General features: G+C 64.0%; 27 protein-coding genes and 1 tRNA gene. All 28 read right to left on the bottom strand.

Annotation, left to right across the window (positions count from 1 at the left end):
• Positions 1 to 2: 2 nt before the first annotated feature.
• Positions 3 to 545 (bottom strand): 50S ribosomal protein L5, encoded by a 543-nt coding sequence (rplE, locus tag AC3DE2_RS14970; protein WP_295376310.1) that lies wholly within the window; start codon positions 543 to 545, stop codon positions 3 to 5.
• 11 nt (positions 546 to 556) lie between these two features.
• Positions 557 to 874, bottom strand: coding sequence for a 50S ribosomal protein L24 (gene rplX, locus AC3DE2_RS14965; protein ID WP_141455888.1), 318 nt, complete (start codon positions 872 to 874; stop codon positions 557 to 559).
• A 15-nt stretch (positions 875 to 889) separates the two neighbouring features.
• Positions 890 to 1,258, bottom strand: a complete 369-nt coding sequence (rplN, locus tag AC3DE2_RS14960) for a 50S ribosomal protein L14 (RefSeq protein ID WP_013535986.1) — start codon at positions 1,256 to 1,258, stop codon at positions 890 to 892.
• Positions 1,259 to 1,273: 15 nt separating this feature from the next.
• On the bottom strand, positions 1,274 to 1,540 hold the full coding sequence (rpsQ, locus tag AC3DE2_RS14955; protein ID WP_141455887.1) for a 30S ribosomal protein S17: 267 nt from the start codon (positions 1,538 to 1,540) through the stop codon (positions 1,274 to 1,276).
• A gap of 12 nt (positions 1,541 to 1,552) precedes the next feature.
• The gene (rpmC, locus tag AC3DE2_RS14950) at positions 1,553 to 1,738 is read right to left on the bottom strand and encodes a 50S ribosomal protein L29 (protein ID WP_295376318.1); all 186 of its coding nucleotides are present in this window, start codon (positions 1,736 to 1,738) and stop codon (positions 1,553 to 1,555) included.
• On the bottom strand, positions 1,738 to 2,151 hold the full coding sequence (gene rplP, locus AC3DE2_RS14945; protein WP_295376321.1) for a 50S ribosomal protein L16: 414 nt from the start codon (positions 2,149 to 2,151) through the stop codon (positions 1,738 to 1,740). Before rplP ends, rpmC begins: the two co-directional genes overlap by 1 nt.
• Positions 2,152 to 2,153: 2 nt before the next feature.
• The gene (rpsC, locus tag AC3DE2_RS14940; protein ID WP_141455884.1) at positions 2,154 to 2,888 is read right to left on the bottom strand and encodes a 30S ribosomal protein S3; all 735 of its coding nucleotides are present in this window, start codon (positions 2,886 to 2,888) and stop codon (positions 2,154 to 2,156) included.
• Between the two features lie 2 nt (positions 2,889 to 2,890).
• A complete protein-coding gene (gene rplV, locus AC3DE2_RS14935; protein ID WP_079724420.1) occupies positions 2,891 to 3,226 on the bottom strand; it encodes a 50S ribosomal protein L22 in 336 nt (111 codons plus the stop codon).
• Positions 3,227 to 3,238: 12 nt separating this feature from the next.
• On the bottom strand, positions 3,239 to 3,514 hold the full coding sequence (gene rpsS / locus AC3DE2_RS14930; RefSeq protein ID WP_055941277.1) for a 30S ribosomal protein S19: 276 nt from the start codon (positions 3,512 to 3,514) through the stop codon (positions 3,239 to 3,241).
• A gap of 6 nt (positions 3,515 to 3,520) precedes the next feature.
• The gene (gene rplB / locus AC3DE2_RS14925; protein WP_295376329.1) at positions 3,521 to 4,348 is read right to left on the bottom strand and encodes a 50S ribosomal protein L2; all 828 of its coding nucleotides are present in this window, start codon (positions 4,346 to 4,348) and stop codon (positions 3,521 to 3,523) included.
• A gap of 11 nt (positions 4,349 to 4,359) precedes the next feature.
• Positions 4,360 to 4,656, bottom strand: a complete 297-nt coding sequence (gene rplW, locus AC3DE2_RS14920; RefSeq protein WP_141455882.1) for a 50S ribosomal protein L23 — start codon at positions 4,654 to 4,656, stop codon at positions 4,360 to 4,362.
• Positions 4,653 to 5,258 (bottom strand): 50S ribosomal protein L4, encoded by a 606-nt coding sequence (gene rplD / locus AC3DE2_RS14915; RefSeq protein ID WP_295376334.1) that lies wholly within the window; start codon positions 5,256 to 5,258, stop codon positions 4,653 to 4,655. Before rplD ends, rplW begins: the two co-directional genes overlap by 4 nt.
• Positions 5,259 to 5,269: 11 nt before the next feature.
• Positions 5,270 to 5,923, bottom strand: coding sequence for a 50S ribosomal protein L3 (rplC, locus tag AC3DE2_RS14910; RefSeq protein WP_295376336.1), 654 nt, complete (start codon positions 5,921 to 5,923; stop codon positions 5,270 to 5,272).
• Positions 5,924 to 5,934: 11 nt separating this feature from the next.
• Positions 5,935 to 6,246, bottom strand: coding sequence for a 30S ribosomal protein S10 (rpsJ, locus tag AC3DE2_RS14905; protein WP_022968186.1), 312 nt, complete (start codon positions 6,244 to 6,246; stop codon positions 5,935 to 5,937).
• 574 nt (positions 6,247 to 6,820) lie between these two features.
• Positions 6,821 to 8,011: an elongation factor Tu gene (gene tuf / locus AC3DE2_RS14900; RefSeq protein ID WP_454571067.1), complete on the bottom strand. Its 1,191-nt coding sequence runs from the start codon at positions 8,009 to 8,011 to the stop codon at positions 6,821 to 6,823.
• 98 nt (positions 8,012 to 8,109) lie between these two features.
• Positions 8,110 to 10,200 (bottom strand): elongation factor G, encoded by a 2,091-nt coding sequence (fusA, locus tag AC3DE2_RS14895; protein ID WP_295382559.1) that lies wholly within the window; start codon positions 10,198 to 10,200, stop codon positions 8,110 to 8,112.
• A gap of 171 nt (positions 10,201 to 10,371) precedes the next feature.
• A complete protein-coding gene (gene rpsG, locus AC3DE2_RS14890) occupies positions 10,372 to 10,839 on the bottom strand; it encodes a 30S ribosomal protein S7 (RefSeq protein WP_141455878.1) in 468 nt (155 codons plus the stop codon).
• A gap of 18 nt (positions 10,840 to 10,857) precedes the next feature.
• Entirely contained in the window at positions 10,858 to 11,232 is a 375-nt protein-coding gene (rpsL, locus tag AC3DE2_RS14885) for a 30S ribosomal protein S12 (protein WP_141455877.1), read from the bottom strand.
• 233 nt (positions 11,233 to 11,465) lie between these two features.
• Complete coding sequence (gene rpoC / locus AC3DE2_RS14880) at positions 11,466 to 15,695, bottom strand: DNA-directed RNA polymerase subunit beta' (RefSeq protein ID WP_488426856.1); 4,230 nt, start codon at positions 15,693 to 15,695, stop codon at positions 11,466 to 11,468.
• Positions 15,696 to 15,808: 113 nt separating this feature from the next.
• On the bottom strand, positions 15,809 to 19,960 hold the full coding sequence (rpoB, locus tag AC3DE2_RS14875) for a DNA-directed RNA polymerase subunit beta (protein WP_488426855.1): 4,152 nt from the start codon (positions 19,958 to 19,960) through the stop codon (positions 15,809 to 15,811).
• 311 nt (positions 19,961 to 20,271) lie between these two features.
• Positions 20,272 to 20,643 (bottom strand): 50S ribosomal protein L7/L12, encoded by a 372-nt coding sequence (rplL, locus tag AC3DE2_RS14870; protein WP_295375820.1) that lies wholly within the window; start codon positions 20,641 to 20,643, stop codon positions 20,272 to 20,274.
• Positions 20,644 to 20,703: 60 nt separating this feature from the next.
• Positions 20,704 to 21,228, bottom strand: a complete 525-nt coding sequence (rplJ, locus tag AC3DE2_RS14865; protein ID WP_141455873.1) for a 50S ribosomal protein L10 — start codon at positions 21,226 to 21,228, stop codon at positions 20,704 to 20,706.
• A gap of 463 nt (positions 21,229 to 21,691) precedes the next feature.
• The gene (gene rplA / locus AC3DE2_RS14860) at positions 21,692 to 22,390 is read right to left on the bottom strand and encodes a 50S ribosomal protein L1 (RefSeq protein ID WP_141455872.1); all 699 of its coding nucleotides are present in this window, start codon (positions 22,388 to 22,390) and stop codon (positions 21,692 to 21,694) included.
• 3 nt (positions 22,391 to 22,393) lie between these two features.
• The gene (gene rplK / locus AC3DE2_RS14855) at positions 22,394 to 22,822 is read right to left on the bottom strand and encodes a 50S ribosomal protein L11 (protein ID WP_141455871.1); all 429 of its coding nucleotides are present in this window, start codon (positions 22,820 to 22,822) and stop codon (positions 22,394 to 22,396) included.
• A gap of 195 nt (positions 22,823 to 23,017) precedes the next feature.
• Entirely contained in the window at positions 23,018 to 23,575 is a 558-nt protein-coding gene (nusG, locus tag AC3DE2_RS14850; RefSeq protein WP_295375817.1) for a transcription termination/antitermination protein NusG, read from the bottom strand.
• Between the two features lie 13 nt (positions 23,576 to 23,588).
• Complete coding sequence (gene secE / locus AC3DE2_RS14845) at positions 23,589 to 23,978, bottom strand: preprotein translocase subunit SecE (RefSeq protein ID WP_488426852.1); 390 nt, start codon at positions 23,976 to 23,978, stop codon at positions 23,589 to 23,591.
• A gap of 67 nt (positions 23,979 to 24,045) precedes the next feature.
• Positions 24,046 to 24,121: transfer RNA gene (locus tag AC3DE2_RS14840), tRNA-Trp, on the bottom strand.
• A 99-nt stretch (positions 24,122 to 24,220) separates the two neighbouring features.
• Positions 24,221 to 25,390 (bottom strand): elongation factor Tu (gene tuf, locus AC3DE2_RS14835; RefSeq protein ID WP_488426851.1); only part of this gene is annotated, 1,170 nt, incomplete at its 5' end.

Below are 25,390 nucleotides of genomic sequence, written 5' to 3'. Positions count from 1 at the left end.
ACTCAGTTACGGAACGGGAACTTGAACGCTTCCAGCAGCGCCTTGGCTTCGGCGTCGCTCTTGGCGGTGGTGGTGATGGCGATATCCATGCCGCGGAGCGCGTCGACCTGGTCGAAGTCGATTTCCGGGAAGATGATCTGTTCCTTCACGCCCATGTTGTAGTTGCCGCGGCCGTCGAACGAACGGCCCGACACGCCGCGGAAGTCACGCACGCGCGGCAGCGAGATGTTGATCAGGCGATCCAGGAACTCGTACATCTTGGCGCGACGCAGGGTCACCTTGCAGCCGATCGGCCAGCCGTCGCGGATCTTGAACGAAGCCACCGAGATGCGGGACTTGGTCGTGATCGGCTTCTGGCCGGTGATCTTGGCCAGGTCGGCCACGGCATTTTCCAGGATCTTCTTGTTGGTCGCCGCTTCACCCACACCCATGTTGATGGTGATCTTGGTGATCTTCGGGACTTCCATCGGATTGGTGTAACCGAACTTCTTCATCAGAGCCGGCGCCACTTCTTCCTTGTAGATTTTTTCGAGACGGGTGGTCATGACCTCATTCCTCAGGCGTCGAGCGCCTCACCACTGGAGCGGAACACACGCAGTTTGCGTCCATCCTCCAGGACCTTGAAACCGATACGCTCGCCCTTGCCGGTGGCCGGGTTGAACAGAGCGACGTTCGAAATGTGGATCGAGGATTCACGCTCGACCACGCCGCCGGCGATGCCCGCCTGCGGATTCGGCTTGGTGTGGCGCTTGACGACGTTGACGTTGGAGACGACCACACGGTCACCGTCCACGCGCACCACGTCACCCTTCTTGCCCTTGTCCTTGCCGGCGATGACGACCACCTGGTCGCCCTTCTTGATACGGTTTGCCATTTCTATGTCCTCCGCTCAGAGCACTTCAGGCGCGAGCGAAACGATCTTCATGAACTTCTCGGAACGCAGCTCACGGGTCACGGGCCCGAAGATGCGGGTGCCGATCGGCTCCTGCTTGTTGTTGAGCAGCACGGCGGCGTTGCCGTCGAAGCGGATCAGCGAACCGTCCGGGCGACGAACGCCCTTGCGGGTGCGCACGACCACGGCGTCGTAGACTTCGCCCTTCTTCACCTTGCCACGCGGGATGGCGTCCTTGACGGTCACCTTGATGATGTCGCCGATGCCGGCGTAACGGCGCTTGGAGCCGCCCAGCACCTTGATGCACATCAGTTCCTTGGCGCCGGAGTTGTCGGCCGCGTCAAGGTAGCTCTGCATCTGGATCATGATTCAGATCTCCTCTTATTCAGCCGCGCGGGTGACGATTTCCACCACGCGCCAGTTCTTGGTCTTGGACATCGGGGCGATTTCGGTCACACGCACCACGTCGCCTTCCTTGCAGCTGTTGTCCGCGTCGTGCGCGTGCAGCTTGGTGGAACGACGGATGTACTTGCCGTACAGGGCATGCTTGACCTGACGCTCCACCAGCACGGTGACGGTCTTGTCCATCTTGTTGCTGACGACGCGGCCTTCGATGGTGCGTTGCGCTTTGTCTTTGTTATCGCTCATCTCGGGCGCTCCTTACTTCTTGCCGCCGAGCAGGGTCTTGACGCGAGCGATCTCGCGGCGAACCCGGCGGGTTTCATGGGTCTTCGGCAGCTGGCCAGTAACCTTCTGCATGCGCAGGGAGAATTGCTCCTTGCGCAGCTCGGTCAGGTGGGCCTTCAGTTCGTCAGCCGACTTCTCGCGGAGTTGCTTGAGTTCCATTAGCGCACCGTCCGGGTCACGAATTGGGTGGTGACGGACAGCTTGGCCGCAGCCAGGCGGAACGCCTCGCGCGCGATGTCCTCGCTGACGCCTTCGATTTCATAGATCATGCGGCCGGGCTGGATCTGGGCGACCCAGTACTCCACGTTGCCCTTGCCGGAGCCCATTCGGACTTCGATCGGCTTCTTGGTGATCGGCTTGTCGGGGAACACGCGGATCCACATCTTGCCGCCACGCTTGACGTAACGGCTGATGGAGCGGCGGGCCGCCTCGATCTGGCGCGCGGTCAGCTGACCGTGCGCCGTGGCCTTCAGGCCGTACTCGCCGAAGCTGACGAGGTTACCGTTCCAGCTCAGGCCTTCGTTACGGCCCTTGTGCATCTTGCGGTATTTGGTTCGCTTGGGTTGCAACATGATTATTCCCTCGCCTCGCGATCACGGCGCGGTCCACGCGGACGGTCGCTGCGCTCATTGCGTTCGGCGCGCGGCGTGTCGTCCTGCTTCTCCTGGCCCACCTGGCTGAAATCGAAGATTTCGCCCTTGTAGACCCACACCTTGATGCCGATGATGCCGTAGGTGGTCTTGGCTTCAGCAAAGCCGTAGTCGATGTCCGCACGCAGGGTGTGCAGCGGCACGCGGCCTTCGCGGTACCACTCGGAACGGGCGATTTCCGCGCCGTTCAGGCGGCCAGCGACATTGACCTTGATGCCCAGGGCGCCCAGGCGCATCGCGTTGCCGACCGCGCGCTTCATGGCGCGGCGGAACATGATGCGGCGCTCCAGCTGCTGGGCGATCGACTCGGCCACCAGCTGCGCGTCCAGTTCCGGCTTGCGGACTTCGGTGACGTTGATGTGCGCCGGGACGCCCATCAGGTCGCTGACTTCCTTGCGCAGCTTCTCGATGTCCTCACCGCGCTTGCCGATCACCACGCCCGGACGGGCGGTGTGGATGGTCACGCGGGCGGTCTTGGCCGGACGCTCGATCAGGATCTTGGAGATGCCCGCCTGCGCCAGCTTCTTGCGCAGCATTTCGCGCACCTTGAGGTCGGCCGCCAGGTAGTCGGCGTAGTCGCGCTTGTTGGCGAACCACTTGGAATTCCAGTCCTTGGCGATGCCCAGGCGGATTCCGGTCGGATGAACTTTGTGACCCATACTTATTTGCCCTCGCCCACGACCACGGTGATGTGGCTGGTGCGCTTCAGAATGCGGGTACCACGGCCCTTGGCGCGGGCCATGAAACGCTTCAGCACCGGACCTTCGTCGACCATGATGGTCTTGACCTTCAGCTCGTCGACGTCGGCGCCCTGGTTGTTCTCGGCATTGGCAATCGCCGACTCCACCACCTTCTTGATCAGGTGGGCAGCCTTCTTGTCCGAGAACTTCAGCAGGTTGACGGCACGCTCGGCCGACAGTCCACGCACCTGGTCAGCGACCAGGCGGGCCTTCTGGGGGGAGATGCGCGCGGTGCGCAGGATGGCTTTCGCTTCCATGGTCATCTCTCCTTACTTCTTGCCGCCGGCTTTCTTGTCGCCACCGTGGCCCTTGAAGGTACGGGTGACGGCAAATTCGCCGAGCTTATGGCCGACCATGTTCTCGTTGACCAGCACCGGAACGTGGTTCTTGCCGTTATGGATTGCGATCGTGAAGCCCACCATTTCCGGCAGGATCATCGAGCGGCGCGACCAGGTCTTGATCGGCTTCTTGCTGCCGCCGGCGGCCTCCACCTTCTTGACGAGGTGGTGATCGACGAACGGGCCCTTCTTGAGTGAACGTGCCATGGTCGATTAGCCCCTACGATCGCGGACGATGAATTGCTGAGTGCGCTTGTTCTTGCGCGTCTTGTAACCCTTGGTCGGCACGCCCCACGGGGTGACCGGGTGCGGGTTGCCCTGGCCGGCCTTGGCCTCACCACCACCGTGCGGGTGGTCAACCGGGTTCATGGCCGCGCCGCGGACGGTCGGCTTGATACCGCGCCAGCGCTTGGCACCGGCCTTGCCCAGCTTTTCCAAGCTGTGCTCGTCATTGCCGACTTCACCGACGGTGGCGCGGCATTCGACCTGCACCTTGCGCATTTCGCCGGAGCGGAGGCGCAGCGTGGCGAAGCCCTGCTCGCGTGCGACCAGCTGCACGGCGGCGCCGGCGGCGCGGGCGATCTGGGCGCCCTTGCCCGGCTTCAGTTCGATGCCGTGGACCGTGGTACCGACCGGGATATTGCGCAGCGGCAGCGTGTTGCCGACCTTGATCGGCGCGTCGCTGCCGGCGATGACCTGGTCACCCGCCTTCAGGCCCTTCGGGGCGATGATGTAGCGGCGCTCGCCGTCGACGTAGCACAGCAGCGCGATGTGCGCGGTGCGGTTCGGATCGTATTCGATCCGCTCAACGCGCGCCGGGATGCCTTCCTTGTCGCGCTTGAAGTCGATGATGCGGTAGTGCTGCTTGTGACCACCACCGATATGACGGGTGGTGATGCGACCGTGGTGGTTGCGGCCACCGGTCTTGCTCTGCTTCTCCAGCAACGCGGCGTGCGGCGCACCCTTGTGCAGGTCCGGCGTCACCACGCGAACCGCGGAACGGCGGCCGGCGGAGGTTGGCTTGAATTTCATCAATGGCATGTGGGTCTACCTCAGGCCTTGGCCGTTACGTCGATAGCCTGGCCTTCGGCCAGACGCACGTACGCCTTGCGCCAGTCGCCGCGACGGCCGTTGCGGAAACGGAAGGACTTGTTCTTGCCCTTCACGTTGACCACATTGACTGCCTCGACCTTGACGTCGAACAACTTTTCCACGGCGGCCTTCACATCGGCCTTGGTGGCGTCGTTCGAAACTTCAAAGACGTATTGGTTGGAAACTTCCTGCAGGCGCGCCGTCTTCTCGGAGACACGCGGGGCACGCAGCACGCTGAAGATTTTCTCGTTGCTCATGCCAGCCACTCCTCGATCTTCTTGACGGCATCGGCGGTGACGACGACGCTGTCGGCGCCCACCAGGGCGACCGGATCCAGGCCCTGCACGTCACGCACTTCCACATACGGCAGGTTGCGGGCGGACAGGTACAGATGCTCGGAAGCGTCTTCGGTGACGATCAGCGGGCGCTGACCGACTTCCAGACCCTTCAGCTTCTCGATCAGCGTCTTGGTCTTGGCGGCGTCGATGTCGAACGCATCAACCACCATCAGGCGGTTCTGGCGATTCAACTCCGACAGGATCGCGCAGATGGCTGCACGGTACATCTTGCGGTTGACCTTCTGCTCGAAGCTGCGGGGCTTCGCTGCGAAGGTCACACCACCGCCGACGAAGATCGGCGCGGTCAGGGCACCGTGACGGGCACCGCCGCCCTTCTGCTTCTTCGACTTCTTGGTGGTGCCGTTCACTTCGGCGCGGGTCTTCTGCGCCTTGGTGCCAGCACGACCGGCATTGCGGTAGGCAACGACCACCTGGTGGACCAGGTCTTCGCTGAATTCACGACCGAACACGGCGTCGGAAACCGACAGCTTGTTGGCGCTACCTGTAATGGCTAGTTCCATTGTCGTTCTCCTCAACCCTTGCTCGCCGGACGCACAATCACGTCGCCGCCGGCAGCGCCGGGCACGGCGCCGCGAATGGCGATGAGGCCGCGCTCGGCATCCACGCGAACCACTTCCAGGTTCTGCGTGCTCTGCGTCACGGCACCCATGTGGCCGGACATCTTCTTGCCCGGGAACACACGACCCGGGGTCTGGCGCTGACCCAGCGAACCCGGCGCGCGATGCGACAGCGAGTTACCGTGGGTGGCGTCGCCCATGGTGAAGTTCCAGCGCTTGATGGTGCCCTGGAAGCCCTTGCCCTTGGTCACGCCCTGGACGTCGACCTTCTGGCCCACTTCGAAAATGTCGGCCTTGATTTCGCCGCCGACGGTGAAGTCGCCCAGCTTGTCGGCTTCGACGCGCAGCTCCCACAGACCGCGACCGGCTTCGACCTTGGCCTTGGCCAGGTGACCGGCGACCGGCTTGGTCACCAGCGAGGCGCGACGGGTACCCACGGCCACCTGCACGGCGCTGTAGCCGTCGGTTTCCTGGGTCTTGATCTGGGTGATACGATTCGGGGTGGCTTCAATCAGCGTCACCGGAATGGACTTGCCATCTTCGGTGAACACGCGGGTCATGCCGGCCTTGCGGCCGACGATTCCCAACGAATATTTCTTCGCGGTCATGGTCGTTGGCCTCAGGTCAGCTTGATCTGAACGTCGACGCCAGCCGCGAGTTCGAGCTTCATCAGCGCGTCCACGGTCTTGTCGTTCGGGTCGACGATGTCGAGCACGCGCTTGTGCGTGCGGGTCTCGTACTGGTCGCGGGCGTCCTTGTCGACGTGCGGGGATACCAGGACGGTGTAGCGTTCGATCTTGGTCGGCAGCGGGATCGGGCCGCGCACTTGCGCGCCGGTCCGCTTGGCCGTCTCAACGATCTCGCTGGCCGAGCGGTCGATCAAGCGATGATCGTACGCCTTGAGCCGGATTCGGATCTTTTGGTCCGCCATGACGGAATTTCCTTCGTTAAAGAGCGACGGGCGTGGCTTCTGGGATGCCTTGCCCCGGTAGGGTCCAGACGTTCAGCCCCTTGCCGGAACCGCCGGGAAAGCGCGGTGACGACGAGCCTGAGCGGCCTGGGGTTTCATCCTGAAAAACTGGGCAGGCCGGTAAACCGGCCCGCCCAGACAGAAAAGTATAGGGCGCATGACTGACCCCGTCAATAGCGGGGATCCGCCCCCTGAAACCGGGCGGGCAGGCACGCGACTCTCCTTAGTCTGGCGAACACGAAGCACTCCCTGTGCTTCTTTTCGCGGTAGCGCCGGCTTACCTCCCAGGGGGAACCGGCGTGGGTATTGCGAGGTCCCGGGACGGCAGGGCCGTTCGGGGGCGCGCATTATAACGATGTTTTTGCTGTTTTGCAGCAGATCCGGCTGATTTTGTCGCCGAATTGAGGTTGGGGCTGCTATCGCCGCCCTGCCCCTCGTATTCCTGACGGGTTGGCTCGATGGTTCCCGGCTCTCGCCGAGGTCACGAGCCAACGAAAACGGGGCGGCCCCTTTCGGACCCGCCCCGGTCAGTTCGTTACTTGATGATCTTGGCCACAACGCCGGCGCCGACGGTACGGCCGCCTTCGCGAATCGCGAAACGCAGGCCTTCGTCCATCGCCACCGGGTTGATGAGCTGCACGGTCATCTTGATGTTGTCGCCCGGCATCACCATCTCCGTGCCCTCCGGCAGCGTCACCGCACCGGTGATGTCCGTGGTACGGAAGTAGAACTGCGGACGGTAGCCCTTGAAGAACGGCGTGTGACGGCCACCCTCGTCCTTCGACAGCACGTACACCTCCGCCTCGAACTCGGTGTGCGGGGTGATGGAACCCGGCTTGGCCAGCACCTGGCCACGCTCCACGTCGTCACGCTTGGTGCCGCGCAACAGCAGGCCCGCGTTGTCGCCCGCCTGGCCCTGGTCCAGCAGCTTGCGGAACATTTCCACGCCCGTGACCGTGGTCTTCTGGGTCGGACGGATACCGACGATTTCGATTTCGTCGCCCACCTTGATGATGCCGCGCTCGATGCGACCGGTCACCACCGTGCCACGACCCGAAATGGAGAACACGTCTTCCACCGGCATCAGGAACGGCTTGTCCACGTCACGCTGCGGCTCCGGAATGAACGTGTCCAGCGCGTCCACCAACTTCAGGATGGCCGGCACGCCAATCTCCGACTGGTCACCTTCCAGCGCCAGACGCGCCGAACCGTGGATGATGGGGGTGTCGTCGCCCGGGAACTCGTACTTGGTCAGCAGCTCGCGGACTTCCATCTCCACCAGCTCCAGCAGCTCCGCGTCGTCCACCATGTCCGCCTTGTTCAGGAACACCACGATGTACGGCACGCCCACCTGGCGCGACAGCAGGATGTGCTCGCGCGTCTGCGGCATCGGGCCGTCTGCGGCCGAGCACACCAGAATCGCGCCATCCATCTGCGCCGCACCGGTAATCATGTTCTTCACGTAGTCCGCGTGTCCCGGGCAGTCCACGTGCGCGTAGTGACGGGTCGGGCTTTCGTATTCCACGTGCGCCGTCGAAATCGTGATGCCGCGCGCCTTCTCTTCCGGCGCCGCGTCAATCGCGTCGTACGCCTTGAACTCGCCGCCAAAGCGCTCGGCACCCACCTTCGTCAGCGCCGCCGTCAGCGTCGTCTTGCCGTGGTCAACGTGACCAATCGTGCCCACGTTCACGTGCGGCTTGGTGCGCTCGAATTTACCCTTTGCCATTTTAAAAACTCCGAGATTGGGGATTGGGGATTGGGGATCCGGGAAAGACGGGATTCATGCTCTTGCGAATCTCGAATCCCGAATCCCGTTTCCCTGCATTAATTCTTCTTGACGACCGCGTCGGCGATGTTGGCCGGCGCTTCGGCGTAGTGGTCGAACTCCATCGTGAAGGTGGCGCGACCCTGCGACATCGAGCGCAGCGTGGTGGCGTAGCCGAACATTTCGCCCAGCGGCACCATCGCGTTGATCACCTTGCCGGACGGACTGTCGTCCTGGCCCTGCAGGATGCCGCGACGACGGCTCACGTCGCCCATCACGTCACCCAGGTATTCCTCCGGAGTGACGATTTCGACCTTCATCATCGGCTCGAGCAGGACCGGATTGGCCTTGCTGAAGGCTTCCTTGAACGCCATCGAGCCGGCGACCTTGAACGCCATTTCGTTGGAGTCCACGTCGTGGAACGAACCATCGACCGCGACGATCTTGACGTCGACCACCGGGAAGCCGGCGAGCACGCCGTTCTTCATGGCTTCCTCAATGCCCTTGCCGGCGGCGGTGACGTATTCCTTCGGCACCACGCCACCGACGATCGCGCTCTCGTAGGAGAAGCCGACGCCGCGTTCCTGCGGTTCCATCTCGATGACGATGTGGCCGTACTGGCCTCGACCGCCCGACTGGCGCACGAACTTGCCTTCCTGCTTGACCTTCTTGCGGATGGTTTCGCGGTAGGCCACCTGCGGCTTGCCGACGTTGGCCTCGACGTTGAACTCGCGCTTCATGCGGTCGACGATGATGTCCAGGTGCAGTTCGCCCATGCCGGAGATGATGGTCTGGCCGGACTCTTCGTCGGTACGCACGCGGAACGAGGGATCTTCCTGCGCCAGGCGGCCCAGGGCGATACCCATCTTTTCCTGGTCCGACTTGGTCTTCGGTTCGACGGCCATCGAGATGACCGGCTCCGGGAACACCATGCGCTCCAGGGTGATGACGTGGTCCTGCGCACACAGGGTGTCGCCGGTGGTGACGTCCTTCAGGCCCACCGCCGCGGCGATGTCGCCCGCGCGCACTTCCTTGATCTCGTCGCGCTGGTTGGAGTGCATCTGCAGGATGCGGCCCACGCGCTCCTTCTTCGACTTGACCGGGTTGTACACCTGGTCGCCCGAATTCAGCACGCCCGAGTAGACGCGGAAGAAGGTCAGCGAGCCGACGAACGGGTCGGTCATGATCTTGAACGCCAGCGCCGAGAACGGCTCGGTGTCGGACGCCTTGCGGCTGTCTTCCTTCTCGTTCTCGTCGATGCCCTGCACCGGCGGACGATCCGCCGGCGACGGCAGCAGGTTGACCACGCCGTCCAGCATGGCCTGCACGCCCTTGTTCTTGAACGCCGAGCCGCAGAACACCGGCACGATTTCCACCTTCAGGGTGCGCTCGCGCAGACCGGCGATGATGTCGGCTTCCGACAGCTCACCGTCGTTGAGGTACTTGTCCATCAGCGCTTCCGAGGCCTCGGCCGCGGCTTCGATCATGAACGCGCGCGCCGCCTCGGCCTTTTCCTTCAGATCGGCCGGGATGTCGCGGTATTCGAACTTGGTGCCCTGCGAGGCGACATCCCAGTGGATGGCCTTCATCTTGAGCAGGTCGACCACGCCCTCGAAGCCGTCTTCGGCGCCGATCGGCACCTGCATCGGCACGGCGTAGGCGCCCAGGCGCGACTTCAGCTGGCCCACGACCTTGTCGAAGTTGGCGCCGGTGCGGTCCATCTTGTTGACGAACGCCATGCGCGGCACGGCGTACTTGTTGGCCTGGCGCCACACGGTCTCGGACTGCGGCTGCACGCCACCGACCGAGCACAGGACGAACACCGCGCCGTCGAGCACGCGCAGCGAACGCTCGACTTCGATGGTGAAGTCGACGTGCCCGGGGGTGTCGATGATGTTGAAGCGGTGCTCCTGGAACGAACCGTCCATGCCCTTCCAGAACGCCGTGGTGGCGGCGGAGGTGATGGTGATGCCGCGTTCCTGCTCCTGCTCCATCCAGTCCATCGTGGCGGCGCCTTCGTGCACTTCACCGATCTTGTGGCTCTTGCCGGTGTAGAACAGGATGCGCTCGGACGTGGTGGTCTTGCCGGCGTCGATGTGCGCCATGATGCCGAAGTTGCGGTAACGCTCGATGGGAGTGGTGCGAGCCACGACAGTCTCTCTTTTCTGATGGGAGAACCGACGGGAATCCGGTCCTCCGTGGAGGGCGATCTTCTATATGGCCGAATGCCGCCTTGCGGCGGCCTTCGGTATTCTGCGGACAGGCCGCTTGGGGCACCTAGATGGTGCCGATGGCCCCCGCTTGCAAGGGGGCCTGGCTTGTTACCAGCGGTAGTGCGCGAACGCCTTGTTCGCTTCCGCCATGCGGTGGGTCTCTTCGCGCTTCTTGATGGCGCCACCACGGTTTTCCGAGGCGTCCAGCAGCTCGGCGGCCAGCTTGCGCGGCATCGAGTTCTCGCCACGCTTGCGGGCGGATTCGATCAGCCAGCGCATCGCCAGCGCCAGGCGGCGGCTGGAACGCACTTCGACCGGCACCTGGTAGGTCGCACCGCCGACGCGGCGGGACTTCACCTCGACGGTCGGGGCGACGTTGTCCAGCGCCTTCTCGACCAGTTCCAGGGCATTCGGGTTCTTTTCGCCGATGACGTCCATGGCGCCATAGACGATCTTCTCGGCGACGGACTTCTTGCCGCTGAGCATGACCATGTTGATGAAACGGGCGATCGTCTGGCTGCCGTGCTTGGGATCCGGCAGGACTTCACGCTGGGGAGCTGAGCCTTTACGCGACATAGTTCTTCTTCCTTAACCTTAAGCCTTCGGGCGCTTGGCGCCGTACTTGGAACGGCCCTGGCGACGCTTGGCGACGCCGGAGGCGTCGAGCGAACCGCGGACGGTGTGGTAACGCACGCCCGGCAGGTCCTTCACACGACCGCCACGCACGAGCACGACGGAGTGCTCCTGCAGGTTGTGACCTTCGCCACCGATGTAGCTGATGACTTCTTCCTGGTTGGTCAGGCGCACCTTGGCCACCTTGCGAAGGGCCGAGTTCGGCTTCTTCGGGGTGGTGGTGTAGACGCGCGTGCACACGCCGCGACGCTGCGGGCACTTGTCCAGCGCCGGCGAGGCGCTCTTGTAAGTGGTTGCCTGCCGCGGCTTGCGGACCAGCTGGTTGATGGTTGCCATGTTTGGATTCTTTGGGTGAAGGCCGGAGCCTTGTTGCGTGAAAACGACGGCAGGCCGCGAACCGGCCCACCGAGACGGAAAAGTATAGCTGGCACCCGGCGACACCGTCAAATGCGGTGTATGCCGGGGCCTCTACAGGTTTGCGATCCCGCCCTTCCTGGGCCGAAAACGAGGGGCTCCCTGCCCCTCATTTCGTGGTCTGGGGCGGCCCGAAGGCCACCATCTTGCAGTTTTTAGCTGGCGCTGGACTCCTCGCCGGTTTCCTCGGCCGCCGGAGCAACCGGGGCGGGGGTTTCGACCGGGCTGCCGGCCAGCGCGTCCACTTCCGCCTCGGTCAGGCCGGAGGCGTTGCGGCGACGCTGGTTGTGGTAGGCCAGGCCGGTACCGGCCGGAATCAGGCGGCCGACGATCACGTTTTCCTTCAGGCCGCGCAGGCTGTCGCGGGTGCCGCGGACGGCCGCCTCGGTCAGCACGCGGGTGGTCTCCTGGAACGAAGCCGCCGAGATGAACGACTCGGTCGCCAGCGAGGCCTTGGTGATGCCCAGCAGGACCGGGTCGTACTTCGCCGGCAGCTCGTTGCGGGTGGCCAGCTTGACGTTCTCCTCGATCAGGCGCTGCTTCTCGACCTGCTCGCCGGACAGGAACTTGCTGTTGCCGGTGTCGGTGATCTCGACCTTGCGCAGCATCTGGCGGGTGATCACCTCGATGTGCTTGTCGTTGATCTTCACGCCCTGCAGGCGGTACACGTCCTGGATTTCCTTGACCAGGTAGGCCGCCAGCGGCTCCACGCCCAGCAGGCGCAGGATGTCCTGCGGGCTCGGCTCGCCGTCCACGATGGTCTCGCCCTTGGTCACGTGCTCGCCTTCGAACACGATGATCTGGCGGAACTTCGGAATCAGCTCCTCGTGCTCCGAACCATCGGTGTCCTTGATGATCAGGCGCTGCTTGCCCTTGGTGTCCTTGCCGAAGCTGATCACGCCCGAACGCTCGGCCAGGATCGCGGGATCCTTCGGCTTGCGCGCTTCGAACAGGTCGGCCACGCGCGGCAGACCACCGGTGATGTCGCGGGTCTTGGAGGCTTCCTGCGGGATCTTGGCGACCACGTCGCCCACGCCCACCGGCGCGCCATCCTGCAGGTTGACGATCGAACGCGGCGGCAGCAGGTACTGCGCCGGCAGATCGGTGCCCGGGATGTTCAGGTCCTTGCCGTCCTTGTCCACGATGCGGACGATCGGACGCAGGTCCTTGCCCTGCGAACCGCGACGCTTCGGATCGGTGATCTCGCGCGAGGCCAGGCCGGTCAGTTCGTCGGTCTTCTCGATGACGGTGACGCCGTCGACGAAGTCCACGAAGCGCACGAAGCCGGCAACTTCCGACACGATCGGGTGGTTGTGCGGATCCCAGTTGGCCACGGCCTGGCCGGCGGTGATCTGGTCGCCGTCCTTGACGTTGATGGTGGCGCCGTAGGGCAGCTTGTAGCGCTCGCGCTCGCGGCCATGGCCGTCCAGCACCGACAGTTCGCCGGAACGCGAAACCGCGACCAGGCTGCTGTTGGCGTGCTCGACGTACTTCAGGTTGTTGAACTTGATCGAGCCGGTGGTCTTGACGGTGATGTTGTCCACGGCCGCCGCACGCGAGGCCGCGCCACCGATGTGGAACGTACGCATGGTCAGCTGGGTGCCGGGTTCGCCGATCGACTGGGCGGCAATGACGCCGACCGCTTCGCCAATGTTGACGATGTGGCCACGGGCCAGGTCACGGCCATAGCAGTGCGCGCACACGCCGAACTGCGATTCGCAAGTGATGGTCGAACGCACCTTGATGGACTGCACGCTGGCGTCTTCCAGCTTCTGCACCCAGGCTTCGTCCAGCAGCGTGTTGCGGGTGACGATCGGATCCTCGTCGTTGCCCGGCAGGAACACGTCCTCGGCCACGACGCGACCCAGCACGCGGTCGCGCAGCGGCTCGACCACGTCGCCGCCTTCCACGATCGGGGTCATGGTCAGGCCTTCGCTGGTGCCGCAATCCACTTCGGTGATCACCACGTCCTGCGCCACGTCGACCAGGCGACGGGTCAGGTAACCCGAGTTCGCCGTCTTCAACGCGGTATCGGCCAGGCCCTTGCGGGCGCCGTGGGTGGAGTTGAAGTACTCCTGCACGTTCAGGCCTTCGCGGAAGTTCGCCTTGATGGGCGTCTCGATGATCGAGCCGTCCGGGCGCGCCATCAGGCCACGCATGCCGGCCAGCTGGCGGATCTGCGCCTGGCTGCCGCGCGCGCCAGAGTCGGCCATGATGTACAGCGAGTTCATCGACTTCTCGTTGATGGTCTCGCCCTTGGCGTTCTGCACCTTGTCGGTACCGATGGTGTCCATCATCGCCTTGGCGATGCGCTCGTTGGTGCGCGACCAGATGTCGACCACCTTGTTGTAGCGCTCGCCGGCGGTGACCAGGCCCGACTGGTACTGCTCCTGGATTTCCAGCACTTCCTGTTCTGCTTCGCCCAGGATGCCCTTCTTCTCGGCCGGGATCAGCATGTCGTCGATGCCGATGGAGACGCCGGCGCGGGTCGCGTAGGCGAAGCCGGTGTACATCAGCTTGTCGGCGAACACGACCGTGTCCTTCAGGCCCAGCATGCGGTAGCTGGAGTTGATCAGGCGGCTGATGGCCTTCTTGTTCAGCTCGGTGTTGGCCAGCGCGAACGGCAGGCCTTCCGGCAGGATGTCGGCCAGCAGGGCGCGGCCGATCGTGGTGTCCACGATCGACGACTTGCGCTGCTTGTTGCCGTCCTCGCCGGTCACCACCTCGGTGATGCGGACCTTGACCTTGGCGTGCAGTTCGACCACGCGGTTGTCGTAGGCGCGCTTGACCTCGGAGATGTTGGCGAACGCCATGCCCTCGCCCTTCTTGTTCTCCAGGGCGCGGGTCATGTAGTACAGGCCGAGCACGACGTCCTGCGACGGCACGATGATCGGCTCGCCGTTGGCGGGCGACAGGATGTTGTTGGTCGACATCATCAGCGCGCGGGCTTCCAGCTGCGCTTCCAGCGACAGCGGGACGTGCACGGCCATCTGGTCACCGTCGAAGTCGGCGTTGAACGCGGTGCAGACCAGCGGGTGCAGCTGGATCGCCTTGCCTTCGATCAGCACCGGCTCGAACGCCTGGATGCCCAGGCGGTGCAGGGTCGGCGCGCGGTTCAGCAGCACCGGGTGTTCGCGGATCACTTCTTCCAGGATGTCCCAGACCTCGGCCTCTTCACGCTCGACCAGCTTCTTGGCCGCCTTGATGGTGGTAGCCAGGCCACGACGCTGCAGCTTGGCGAACACGAACGGCTTGAACAGCTCCAGCGCCATCTTCTTCGGCAGGCCGCACTGGTGCAACTTGAGGTACGGGCCGACCACGATGACCGAACGGCCGGAGTAGTCGACGCGCTTGCCGAGCAGGTTCTGGCGGAAGCGGCCCTGCTTGCCCTTGATCATGTCGGCCAGCGACTTGAGCGGGCGCTTGTTGGTGCCGGTGATGGCGCGGCCGCGGCGGCCGTTGTCCATCAGGGCATCGACCGACTCCTGCAGCATGCGCTTTTCGTTGCGCACGATGATGTCGGGGGCATTCAGCTCCAGCAGGCGGCGCAGACGGTTGTTGCGGTTGATGACGCGGCGGTACAGGTCGTTCAGATCGGAAGTCGCGAAGCGGCCGCCGTCCAGCGGTACCAGCGGACGCAGATCCGGCGGCAGCACCGGCAGCACGGTCATGACCATCCATTCCGGACGGTTGCCCGACTCCAGGAACGCCTCGATAAGCTTGATGCGCTTGGTCAGGCGCTTGAGCTTGGTCTCGGAGTTGGTGCTGGCGATTTCCTCGCGCAGGTTGACCATCTCGGCCTGCAGGTCGATGGTGCGCAGCAGATCATAGACCGCCTCGGCGCCCATCGCGGCATCGAAGTCGTCGCCATGCTCCTGGCGCGCCTGCATGTACTGCTCTTCGGTCAGCAGCTGGCGGCGCTCCAGGGTGGTCAGGCCCGGTTCGGTGACCACGTAGGCTTCGAAGTACAGCACGCGCTCGATGTCGCGCAGGGTCATGTCCAGCATCAGGCCGATGCGCGAGGGCAGCGACTTGAGGAACCAGATGTGCGCGACCGGCGAGGCCAGGTCGATGTGGCCCATGCGCTCGCGGCGCACCTTGGCCAGGGTGACTTCGGTGCCGCACTTTTCGCAGACCACGCCACGGTGCTTCATGCGCTTGTACTTGCCGCACAGGCACTCGTAGTCCTTGATGGGGCCGAAGATGGCGGCGCAGAACAGGCCGTCGCGCTCCGGCTTGAAGGTACGGTAGTTGATCGTTTCCGGCTTCTTCACTTCGCCGTAGGACCAGGAACGGATCAGGTCGGGCGAAGCCAGCGCGATCTTGATCGCGTCGAAATCCAGCGTCTGGCGCTGCTGGTTGAAGAGGTTGAGCAAATCTTTCATGGTTTTCTCCGGGATTCGGAATTCGAGATTGGGGATTCGTCAGAGCGGGGATCCGGGAGATTCGGGAGGCAGTCGCCTGCCAATCCCGAATCCCGTACCACCAATCCCGAACCTCAGTTGTCTTCCAGTTCCATGTTGATGGCCAGGGAGCGGATTTCCTTCACCAGCACGTTGAAGGATTCCGGCATGCCCGCGACCATCTCGTGTTCGCCGTCGACAATGTTCTTGTACATCTGGTTGCGGCCCTGCACGTCGTCCGACTTGACCGTCAGCATTTCCTGCAGGGTGTGCGCCGCGCCGTAGGCTTCCAGCGCCCAGACTTCCATTTCGCCGAAACGCTGGCCGCCGAACTGCGCCTTGCCGCCCAGCGGCTGCTGGGTGACCAACGAGTACGGGCCGGTCGAGCGGGCGTGCATCTTGTCGTCCACCAGATGGTTCAGCTTCAGCATGTGCATGTAGCCGACCGTGGTGTGGCGATCGAACGCCTCGCCGGTGCGGCCGTCATACAGCTGGGTCTGGCCACTGATCGGCAGGTCCGCCAGCTCCAGCATGTGCTTGATTTCCGCTTCCGCCGCACCGTCGAACACCGGCGTCGCCATCGGCACGCCGTCGGTCAGGTTGCGGGCAAGGTTGATCAGTTCCTCGTCGCTGAACTGCGACAGGTCGACACGCTGCTCGCCGAGCTTCTCTTCGTGGTTGTAGATCTGGTCGAGGAACTTGCGCAGGTCGGCGACCTTGGCCTGGGCTTCCAGCATGGCCTGGATCTTGCGACCCAGTCCCTTGGCGGCCCAGCCCAGGTGGACTTCCAGCACCTGGCCGATGTTCATACGCGAAGGCACGCCCAGCGGGTTCAGGACGATGTCCACGGTCTCGCCGTTGGCCATGTAGGGCATGTCCTCGACCGGCACGATCGTGGACACGACGCCCTTGTTGCCGTGGCGGCCGGCCATCTTGTCACCCGGCTGGATGCGGCGCTTCACGGCCAGGTAGACCTTGACCATCTTCAGCACGCCCGGGGCCAGATCGTCGCCGGCGGTGATCTTGCCGCGCTTGTCGGCGAAGCGACGCTCGAACTCCTTCTCGTGCGCCTGGATCTGCTTCTGGGCGCGCTCGATGGCGTCGGAGGCGTCGTCATCCTTCATGCGGATGGCGAACCAGTCGGCCTTCTTCAGGCCGTCCAGGTAGGCGTCATTGATGGTGTCGCCCTTCTTCAGGTTCGGACCACCGTTGGCGACCTTGCCGACCAGCTGCGAACGCAGGCGGGCATAGATGGCGCTTTCCAGGATGCGGAACTGATCGTCGAAGTCCTTCTTGACGCGCTTGATCTCGTTTTCCTCGATCTGGCGCGCGCGCTTGTCCTTCTCGATGCCGTCGCGGGTGAAGACCTGCACGTCGATGACGGTGCCGTCCATGCCCGGGGGCACGCGCAGCGAACTGTCCTTAACGTCGGAAGCCTTCTCGCCGAAGATGGCGCGCAGCAGCTTCTCTTCCGGGGTCAGCTGGCTTTCGCCCTTCGGCGTGACCTTGCCGACCATGATGTCGCCGGCGCGGACTTCGGCACCGATGTACACCACGCCGCTCTCGTCCAGGCGGTTCAGCGCCTGCTCGGAGACGTTCGGGATGTCGGCGGAGATTTCCTCCGGACCCAGCTTGGTGTCACGCGCGACGCAGGTCAGCTCTTCGATGTGGATCGTGGTGTAGCGATCCTCTTCCACCACGCGCTCGGAGAGCAGGATGGAGTCTTCGAAGTTGTAGCCGTTCCACGGCATGAACGCGATCAGCATGTTCTGGCCCAGGGCCAGTTCGCCGATATCGGTCGAGGGACCATCGGCCAGCACGTCGCCACGCGCCACCACGTCGCCCACGTTCACCAGCGGACGCTGGTTGATGCAGGTGTTCTGGTTGGAACGGGTGTACTTGATCAGCGTGTAGATGTCGACGCCGGCATCGTGCTCGCCGGAGATCTCGCTCTCATTGGCCTTGACCACGATGCGGGCGGCGTCGATCTGCTCTACCACGCCACCGCGACGCGCGTTCACGGTCACGCCCGAGTCACGCGCCACCGCGCGCTCGATGCCGGTGCCGACCAGCGGCTTCTGCGCACGCAGCGTCGGCACGGCCTGGCGCTGCATGTTGGCGCCCATCAACGCGCGGTTGGCGTCGTCGTGCTCCAGGAACGGCACCAGCGCCGCGGCGACCGACACGGTCTGCATCGGCGAGACGTCCATGTAGTCCACTTCGCTCGGCGGCTTCAGCAGCGACTCGCCCTGGTAGCGGCACGGCACGAACAGTTCGGTCAGACGGCTCTTGGCATCATGCAGTGCATTGGCCTGGGCGATGACGTACTCGTTCTCCTCGATCGCCGACAGGTATTCGATCTCGTCGGTGATCACGCCTTCCACGACCTTGCGGTACGGGGTTTCCAGGAAGCCGTAGTTGTTGGTGCGGGCATACACCGCCAGCGAGTTGATCAGGCCGATGTTCGGGCCTTCCGGCGTTTCGATGGTGCAGACGCGGCCGTAATGGGTCGGGTGCACGTCGCGCACTTCGAAGCCGGCGCGCTCGCGGGTCAGGCCACCCGGGCCCAGCGCCGAGACGCGACGCTTGTGGGTGACTTCCGACAGCGGGTTGTTCTGGTCCATGAACTGCGACAGCTGCGAGGAACCGAAGAACTCCTTGATCGCGGCGGCCACCGGCTTGGCGTTGATCAGCTCCTGCGGGGTCAGGCCCTCGGACTCGGCCATCGACAGGCGCTCCTTGACCGCGCGCTCGACGCGGACCAGGCCCACGCGGAACACGTTCTCGGCCATTTCGCCGACCGAACGCACGCGGCGGTTGCCCAGGTGGTCGATGTCGTCCACGGTGCCACGGCCATTGCGGATCTCGGTCAGCACCTTGATCACGTCCAGGATGTCCGAGCTGTCGCCCAACTCGGCGACCAGGCGCTTGGCCTCTTCGTCGGTACGCGAGCCGAAGTACTTCTTGTCGTACAGCACGGCTTCGCCGGTGACTTCCTTGCGGCCCACGCGGCGGTTGAACTTCATCCGGCCGACGTTGGAGAGGTCGTAGCGCTCGAAGGTGAAGAACAGGTTGTGGAACAGGTTCTGCGCGGCATCCTTGGTCGGCGGCTCGCCCGGACGCATCATGCGGTAGATCTCGACCAGCGCTTCCAGCTGGGTGCGGCTCGGATCGATGCGCAGGGTGTTGGACAGGTACGGGCCACGGTCCAGGTCGTTCACCCACAGGGTGCCGACTGCGTCGACGCCGGCCTTGCGGAACTTGACCAGTTGGTCTTCGGTGATCTCGTCGTTGGCGTTGGCCAGCAGTTCGCCGGTGTTGCCGTCGATCACGTCGTGCGACAGGATGCGGCCGACCAGGTACTCGTCGGGCACCGCCAGCGCGGAGATGCCGGACTGCTCCAGCTGCTTCACGTGGCGGGCGGTGATGCGCTTGCCGGCCTCGACGATGACCTTGTCACCATCGGCCAGGTCGAAGTTGAGGGTCTCGCCGCGCAGGCGCTCGGACACCAGTTCCAGCTGCACGCCTTCGGGCAGGATGTGGAAGGTGTTGATGTCGAAGAACTCGTTGAGCATTTCCTCGTTGGAGTAGCCCAGCGCGCGCAGCAGGATGGTCACCGGCAGCTTGCGGCGACGGTCGATGCGGGTGAACAGCGCGTCCTTCGGATCGAATTCGAAGTCCAGCCAGGAGCCGCGGTAGGGAATGATGCGGGCGCTGTACAGCAGCTTGCCCGAGCTGTGGGTCTTGCCGCGATCGTGGTCGAAGAACACGCCCGGCGAGCGGTGCAGCTGGGAAACGATGACGCGCTCGGTGCCGTTGACGATGAAGGTGCCGTTCTCGGTCATCAGCGGGATTTCGCCCAGATAGACCTCCTGCTCCTTCACGTACTTGATCGCCTTGGTCGACGACTCACGGTCATAGATGACCAGGCGGACGGTGACGCGCAGCGGTGCGCCGTAGCTCAGGCCACGGTTGCGGCACTCGCGCTCGTCGAACACCGGTTCGCCCAGCTTGTAGCCAACGTATTCCAGCGCGGCGTTGCCGCTGTAGCTGGAGATCGGGAACACCGACTTGAGGGCGGCGTGCAGGCCGCGGTCTTCGCGCTTGGAGGGCTCGGTGAACTCCTGCAGGAATTCACGGTAGGAGTCGACCTGGATGGCAAGCAGGAAGGGGACTTCGAGGATCGAACGCTGTTTGCCGAAGTCCTTGCGGATGCGCTTCTTCTCGGTGAACGAGTATGTCGTCATGGGAGTGCCTTTGGCATCGGGGGCCACGCGTCCGCGACCCCGGGGAAACATTCTTTCGAACGGGAGAATTTTCAGTTGGAAGCCGCTGGTATTGCCGGCACCAGCACGCCTTCTGCTGCTGCTTCCAACTACAAACTCGTTTGGGGGCGGGGATTCGGGATTGGGGATTCGGGATTGGAACGGCGCTGTTTCGCCCTTCCAATCCCTAATCCCGAATCACCAATCCCGGCCTTTCAAACAACGACCGAAGGCCAGGGGCTTGCGCCCCCGGCCTCGGTTTGCCGCCGATGTTGCGTGGCGACGGATTTTGCTTACTTCACTTCGACGGTAGCGCCGACGGCCTCGAGGTCCTTCTTCATCTTCTCGGCGTCTTCCTTCGAAGCGGCTTCCTTCAGGACGCCACCGGCCTCGGCGAGGTCCTTGGCTTCCTTCAGGCCCAGGCCGGTGATGGCGCGGACGGCCTTGATGACTTCGACCTTCTTGTCGCCGGCAGTCTTCAGGGTGACGGTGAATTCGGTCTGCTCTTCGGCCGGGGCGGCGGCGGCGGCCGGACCAGCGGCCACGGCAACCGGGGCGGCGGCGGAGACGCCGAACTTCTCTTCGATGGCCTTGACCAGCTCCATCACTTCCATCAGGGTCTTGCCGGCAATGGCGTCGACGATCTGCTCGTTGGAAAGGGACATTGTGTTTACCTTTGGAAATTATCTTGGGAAAGGGTTCAGTGAACCGTTAAGACGTCGAACTCAGGCTTCGGCCGCAGCTTCGGCGACGGCTTCGCCGCCACCCTGCTTGTCGCCCACGGCCTTGACGGCACGGGCGAACATCGAGGCCGGTTCGGCCAGGACGCGGGCCAGCATGGCCAGGGCCTGATCGCGGGTCGGCAGCGACGCCAGGACCTCGACGTGGCTGGCCGGATACAGCTGACCACCCAACGCGACCACCTTGGCCTGCAGCTTGTCGTTGCCCTTGGCGAATTCCTTGATCAGACGCCCGGCAGCGCCGGGTTCTTCCGTCGAAAACGCATACAGCAGCGGACCGACGAGCTTGTCCTTGACGCACTCGTATTCGGTACCTTCGACGGCACGGGAAGCCAGGGTGTTCTTGACAACTTTCAGGAACACGCCGGTCTCACGCGCCTTCTTGCGCATCGCGGTCATCTGGGTGACCGTGATGCCTGCGTATTCGGCGGCGACCAGGGAGTGCGCCTTGGCGGCGACGTCTGCCAGTTCGGCGACTACTTCTTGCTTCTGGGACAGATTGAGAGCCATACACTCCTCACTTGTTGATTCCGCTCGCGGCTCCTGCCGCTTGCGGTCCTGGACGGCCCCCTTCCTGGGTGCCGGGGGCACGAGCCCCAGCGGTGGCCTTTCTGACTGGCGTGAATCTGTACCAGGAAATTTCCAGAAGGCGGCACCATCTGCGCAGGCGCGTTCCCTTTCGGGTCCGGATTAAGCGATCCCGCTTCCATCGACGGCGATTCCCTGCCAACACGAGCTTCCCTGCCCGTCGTCGATGCGCGCGGACCGCACCTGCGGTCTTTGACGGCTATCGCGCGGGAACGGATTCCGTTGCGATTGCCCTCAAATGTTCGACAACGCCCTCGCGGGCGCTGCCTTGTTGCGTTTCCCTGCAAGGGCCTGGATCCGGGGATCTATGAGATCCCAATGGATCCCTGCTTTCGCAGGGATGATGAATCGGCGAAGCCACGCGCTTGGCGCGCGGGCCGATTCATCACTTCAGGTTGAGCGAGGACTGGTCGACGGTGACGCCGGGGCCCATGGTCGAGCTGACCGAAATCTTCTGCAGGTACTGACCCTTGGCGGTGGCCGGCTTGGCCTTCACCAGGTCGGCCAGCAGGGCCTGCAAGTTGTTCTTCAGCGCTTCGTCCTCGAAGCTCGCCTTGCCGATCGTGCAGTGGATGATGCCGGCCTTGTCGGTGCGGTAGCGCACCTGACCCGACTTGGCGTTCTTCACGGCTTCGGCCGGGTTCGGCGACACGGTGCCGACCTTCGGGTTCGGCATCAGGCCGCGCGGACCGAGCACGGTGCCCAGCTTGCCGACCACGCGCATCGCGTCCGGCGTGGCGATGACCACGTCGTAGTTGATGTCGCCAGCCAGCATTTTCTCGGCCAGGTCGTCCATGCCGACGGCTTCGGCGCCGGCGGCGGCGGCTTCGTCAGCCTTGGCACCGGCCGGGGCGAACACCGCCACGCGCACCGACTTGCCGGTACCGGCGGGCAGCACGGTCGAACCACGGACCTGCTGGTCGGACTTCTTGGCGTCCACGCCCAGGCGCACGGCGACGTCGACGGACTCGACGAACTTGGCCTTGGTGGCGGACTTGATGATCTTCAGCGCCTCGTCGATGGCATATGCCTTGCCCGGGGTCACTGCGGCCAGGATGGCCTTCTGTCGCTTGGTCTGTGCCATCTCTTAACCCTCCACCGTCAGGCCCATGGAGCGGGCCGAACCCGCGATCGTGCGAACTGCTGCGTCCAGGTCGGCCGCGGTCAGGTCGGGTTCCTTCGCCTTGGCGATCTCTTCCAGCTGCTTGCGGGTCACCTTGCCCACCTTTTCGGTGTTCGGGCGCTTGGAGCCGGACTGGATGCCCACGGCCTTCTTCAGCAGGATGGTCGCCGGCGGCGTCTTGGTGATGAAGGTGAACGTACGGTCGGAATAGGCGGTGATGACCACCGGAATCGGCAGGCCCGGTTCCAGCTTCTGCGTGGCGGCGTTGAACGCCTTGCAGAATTCCATGATGTTCAGGCCGCGCTGGCCCAGGGCCGGGCCGACCGGCGGCGAGGGGTTGGCCTGGCCGGCCTTCACCTGCAGCTTGATGTAACCAACAACTTTCTTAGCCATCTGAGTTCTCTCCGGGTGCTAGCGCCTGGTGTCAGGCTCCCCATCGGACCGGGAAAATCACGCGTCCCGGCTTCGCGTTGTAGACGCACGGAAGCCGCCTTGCGGCGGCCGGTGCCCTGCCCGACTCCGTTGGACAGGGAGCCGCGCAGTATAACAGGGTTTTCCAGGCCGTGCCGGAGGCAGGCCGGGAGGGGGTCAGGCCTTCTCGACCTGGCCGAATTCCAGCTCCACCGGGGTGGAGCGCCCGAAGATCAGCACCGCCACGCGCAGGCGGCTCTTCTCGTAGTTGACTTCCTCGACCACGCCGTTGAAGTCGTTGAACGGGCCGTCGGTGACCCGGACCATCTCGCCCGGCTCGAACAGCACCTTCGGACGGGGCTTCTCCACACCTTCCTGAACGCGGTCCAGGATGGCGGCGGCCTCTTCGTCGCGGATCGGCAGCGGGCGATCGGCAGTGCCGCCGATGAAGCCCAGTACCTTGCTGGTTTCCTTCACCAGGTGCCAGCTTTCGTTGTCCATGCGCGGAATGCCCGCTTCGTCATGGGTCTCGATCTGCACCAGCACATAGCCCGGGAAGAACTTGCGCTCGGAACGGCGCTTCTGGCCGGAGCGCATCTCGACCACTTCCTCGGTCGGGACCAGGACGTCGCCGAACTTTTCCTGCATGTCGTTGCGGACGATGCGATCACGCAACGCCTGCGCCACCGACTTCTCGAAACCCGAATAGGCGTGAACCACGTACCAACGCTTCACTGCGACATCCTCCTCAGCGGCCGTAGTCCAGGAACAACTCGATCGCCCACTTGATGGCAAAATCGAAACCCGCGAGCAGCAGGCTCAGGATGATCACCACGATCACCACGACCCAGGTCATGCGGGTTGCTTCCTGGCGGGTTGGCCAGACCACCTTGCGCAATTCGAAGCGCGATTCGGACAGGAACTCGCGGGTATCGCGACCCTTGCCCGTCGTCAGGAACACCACCGAGCCCAGCACCAGGCCTGCCGCCACGGCAAGTGAACGCACCGGCGTGGCCCACTGGCCATTGAACCACCACCAGGCCACCAGGCCCGCGACCACCAGGGCAGCAGCCAGCACGTACTTGGCGATGTCGCCGGCGGACACGCCGCCCTTGGATTGTTCGACCTTGCTGTTCAAGTCAGTGTCGCTCTTTTAGCTCTGTATCGGCCGTCACGCGCCCGGCCTGCGGAAGACTCCGCTGGTATGGCACGCCAGGAGGGACTCGAACCCCCAACCTGCGGTTTTGGAGACCGCTGCTCTGCCAATTGAGCTACTGGCGTATCGATTTGCTTAAGGTTTCCCTTAGACGGCGAAGGCGGACCGAGGTTCCGGCCCGCCGTTCGCGAAGCCCGGCGACGATGAATCGCCGGAACAGCAGCTTACTTGATGATCTTGGCCACGACGCCGGCGCCGACGGTACGGCCGCCTTCGCGAATCGCGAAACGCAGGCCTTCGTCCATCGCCACCGGGTTGATGAGCTGCACGGTCATCTTGATGTTGTCGCCCGGCATCACCATCTCCGTGCCCTCCGGCAGCGTCACCGCACCGGTGATGTCCGTGGTACGGAAGTAGAACTGCGGACGGTAGCCCTTGAAGAACGGCGTGTGACGGCCACCCTCGTCCTTCGACAGCACGTACACCTCCGCCTCGAACTCGGTGTGCGGGGTGATGGAACCCGGCTTGGCCAGCACCTGGCCACGCTCCACGTCGTCACGCTTGGTGCCGCGCAACAGCAGGCCCGCGTTGTCGCCCGCCTGGCCCTGGTCCAGCAGCTTGCGGAACATTTCCACGCCCGTGACCGTGGTCTTCTGGGTCGGACGGATACCGACGATTTCGATTTCGTCGCCCACCTTGATGATGCCGCGCTCGATGCGACCGGTCACCACCGTGCCACGACCCGAAATGGAGAACACGTCTTCCACCGGCATCAGGAACGGCTTGTCCACGTCACGCTGCGGCTCCGGAATGAACGTGTCCAGCGCGTCCACCAACTTCAGGATGGCCGGCACGCCAATCTCCGACTGGTCACCTTCCAGCGCCAGACGCGCCGAACCGTGGATGATGGGGGTGTCGTCGCCCGGGAACTCGTACTTGGTCAGCAGCTCGCGGACTTCCATCTCCACCAGCTCCAGCAGCTCCGCGTCGTCCACCATGTCCGCCTTGTTCAGGAACACCACGATGTACGGCACGCCCACCTGGCGCGACAGCAGGATGTGCTCGCGCGTCTGCGGCATCGGGCCGTCTGCGGCCGAGCACACCAGAATCGCGCCATCCATCTGCGCCGCACCGGTAATCATGTTCTTCACGTAGTCCGCGTGTCCCGGGCAGTCCACGTGCGCGTAGTGACGGGTCGGGCTTTCGTATTCCACGTGCGCCGTCGAAATCGTGATGCCGCGCGCCTTCTCTTCCGGCGCCGCGTCAATCGCGTCGTACGCCTTGAACTCGCCGCCAAAGCGCTCGGCACCCACCTTCGTCAGCGCCGCCGTCAGCGTCGTCTTGCCGTGGTCAACGTGACCAATCGTGCCCACGTTCACGTGCGGCTTGGTGCG

This window comes from Pseudoxanthomonas sp. 68-E7 (assembly GCF_057773145.1).
The sequence above is the reverse complement of the archived record's forward strand: the minus strand, read 5'-3'. Positions and strand labels throughout refer to the sequence as shown.

Coding starts and splice junctions, on each gene's coding strand:
- rplE (WP_295376310.1), bottom strand. CDS start 545: ATGACCACCCGTCTCGAAAAAATCTACAAGGAAGAAGTGGCGCCGGCT.
- rplX (WP_141455888.1), bottom strand. CDS start 874: ATGGCAAACCGTATCAAGAAGGGCGACCAGGTGGTCGTCATCGCCGGC.
- rplN (WP_013535986.1), bottom strand. CDS start 1,258: ATGATCCAGATGCAGAGCTACCTTGACGCGGCCGACAACTCCGGCGCC.
- rpsQ (WP_141455887.1), bottom strand. CDS start 1,540: ATGAGCGATAACAAAGACAAAGCGCAACGCACCATCGAAGGCCGCGTC.
- rpmC (WP_295376318.1), bottom strand. CDS start 1,738: ATGGAACTCAAGCAACTCCGCGAGAAGTCGGCTGACGAACTGAAGGCC.
- rplP (WP_295376321.1), bottom strand. CDS start 2,151: ATGTTGCAACCCAAGCGAACCAAATACCGCAAGATGCACAAGGGCCGT.
- rpsC (WP_141455884.1), bottom strand. CDS start 2,888: ATGGGTCACAAAGTTCATCCGACCGGAATCCGCCTGGGCATCGCCAAG.
- rplV (WP_079724420.1), bottom strand. CDS start 3,226: ATGGAAGCGAAAGCCATCCTGCGCACCGCGCGCATCTCCCCCCAGAAG.
- rpsS (WP_055941277.1), bottom strand. CDS start 3,514: ATGGCACGTTCACTCAAGAAGGGCCCGTTCGTCGATCACCACCTCGTC.
- rplB (WP_295376329.1), bottom strand. CDS start 4,348: ATGCCATTGATGAAATTCAAGCCAACCTCCGCCGGCCGCCGTTCCGCG.
- rplW (WP_141455882.1), bottom strand. CDS start 4,656: ATGAGCAACGAGAAAATCTTCAGCGTGCTGCGTGCCCCGCGTGTCTCC.
- rplD (WP_295376334.1), bottom strand. CDS start 5,258: ATGGAACTAGCCATTACAGGTAGCGCCAACAAGCTGTCGGTTTCCGAC.
- rplC (WP_295376336.1), bottom strand. CDS start 5,923: ATGACCGCGAAGAAATATTCGTTGGGAATCGTCGGCCGCAAGGCCGGC.
- rpsJ (WP_022968186.1), bottom strand. CDS start 6,246: ATGGCGGACCAAAAGATCCGAATCCGGCTCAAGGCGTACGATCATCGC.
- tuf (WP_454571067.1), bottom strand. CDS start 8,011: ATGGCAAAGGGTAAATTCGAGCGCACCAAGCCGCACGTGAACGTGGGC.
- rpsG (WP_141455878.1), bottom strand. CDS start 10,839: ATGTCGCGTAAAGGCTCAGCTCCCCAGCGTGAAGTCCTGCCGGATCCC.
- rpsL (WP_141455877.1), bottom strand. CDS start 11,232: ATGGCAACCATCAACCAGCTGGTCCGCAAGCCGCGGCAGGCAACCACT.
- rpoC (WP_488426856.1), bottom strand. CDS start 15,695: ATGAAAGATTTGCTCAACCTCTTCAACCAGCAGCGCCAGACGCTGGAT.
- rpoB (WP_488426855.1), bottom strand. CDS start 19,960: ATGACGACATACTCGTTCACCGAGAAGAAGCGCATCCGCAAGGACTTC.
- rplL (WP_295375820.1), bottom strand. CDS start 20,643: ATGTCCCTTTCCAACGAGCAGATCGTCGACGCCATTGCCGGCAAGACC.
- rplJ (WP_141455873.1), bottom strand. CDS start 21,228: ATGGCTCTCAATCTGTCCCAGAAGCAAGAAGTAGTCGCCGAACTGGCA.
- rplA (WP_141455872.1), bottom strand. CDS start 22,390: ATGGCACAGACCAAGCGACAGAAGGCCATCCTGGCCGCAGTGACCCCG.
- rplK (WP_141455871.1), bottom strand. CDS start 22,822: ATGGCTAAGAAAGTTGTTGGTTACATCAAGCTGCAGGTGAAGGCCGGC.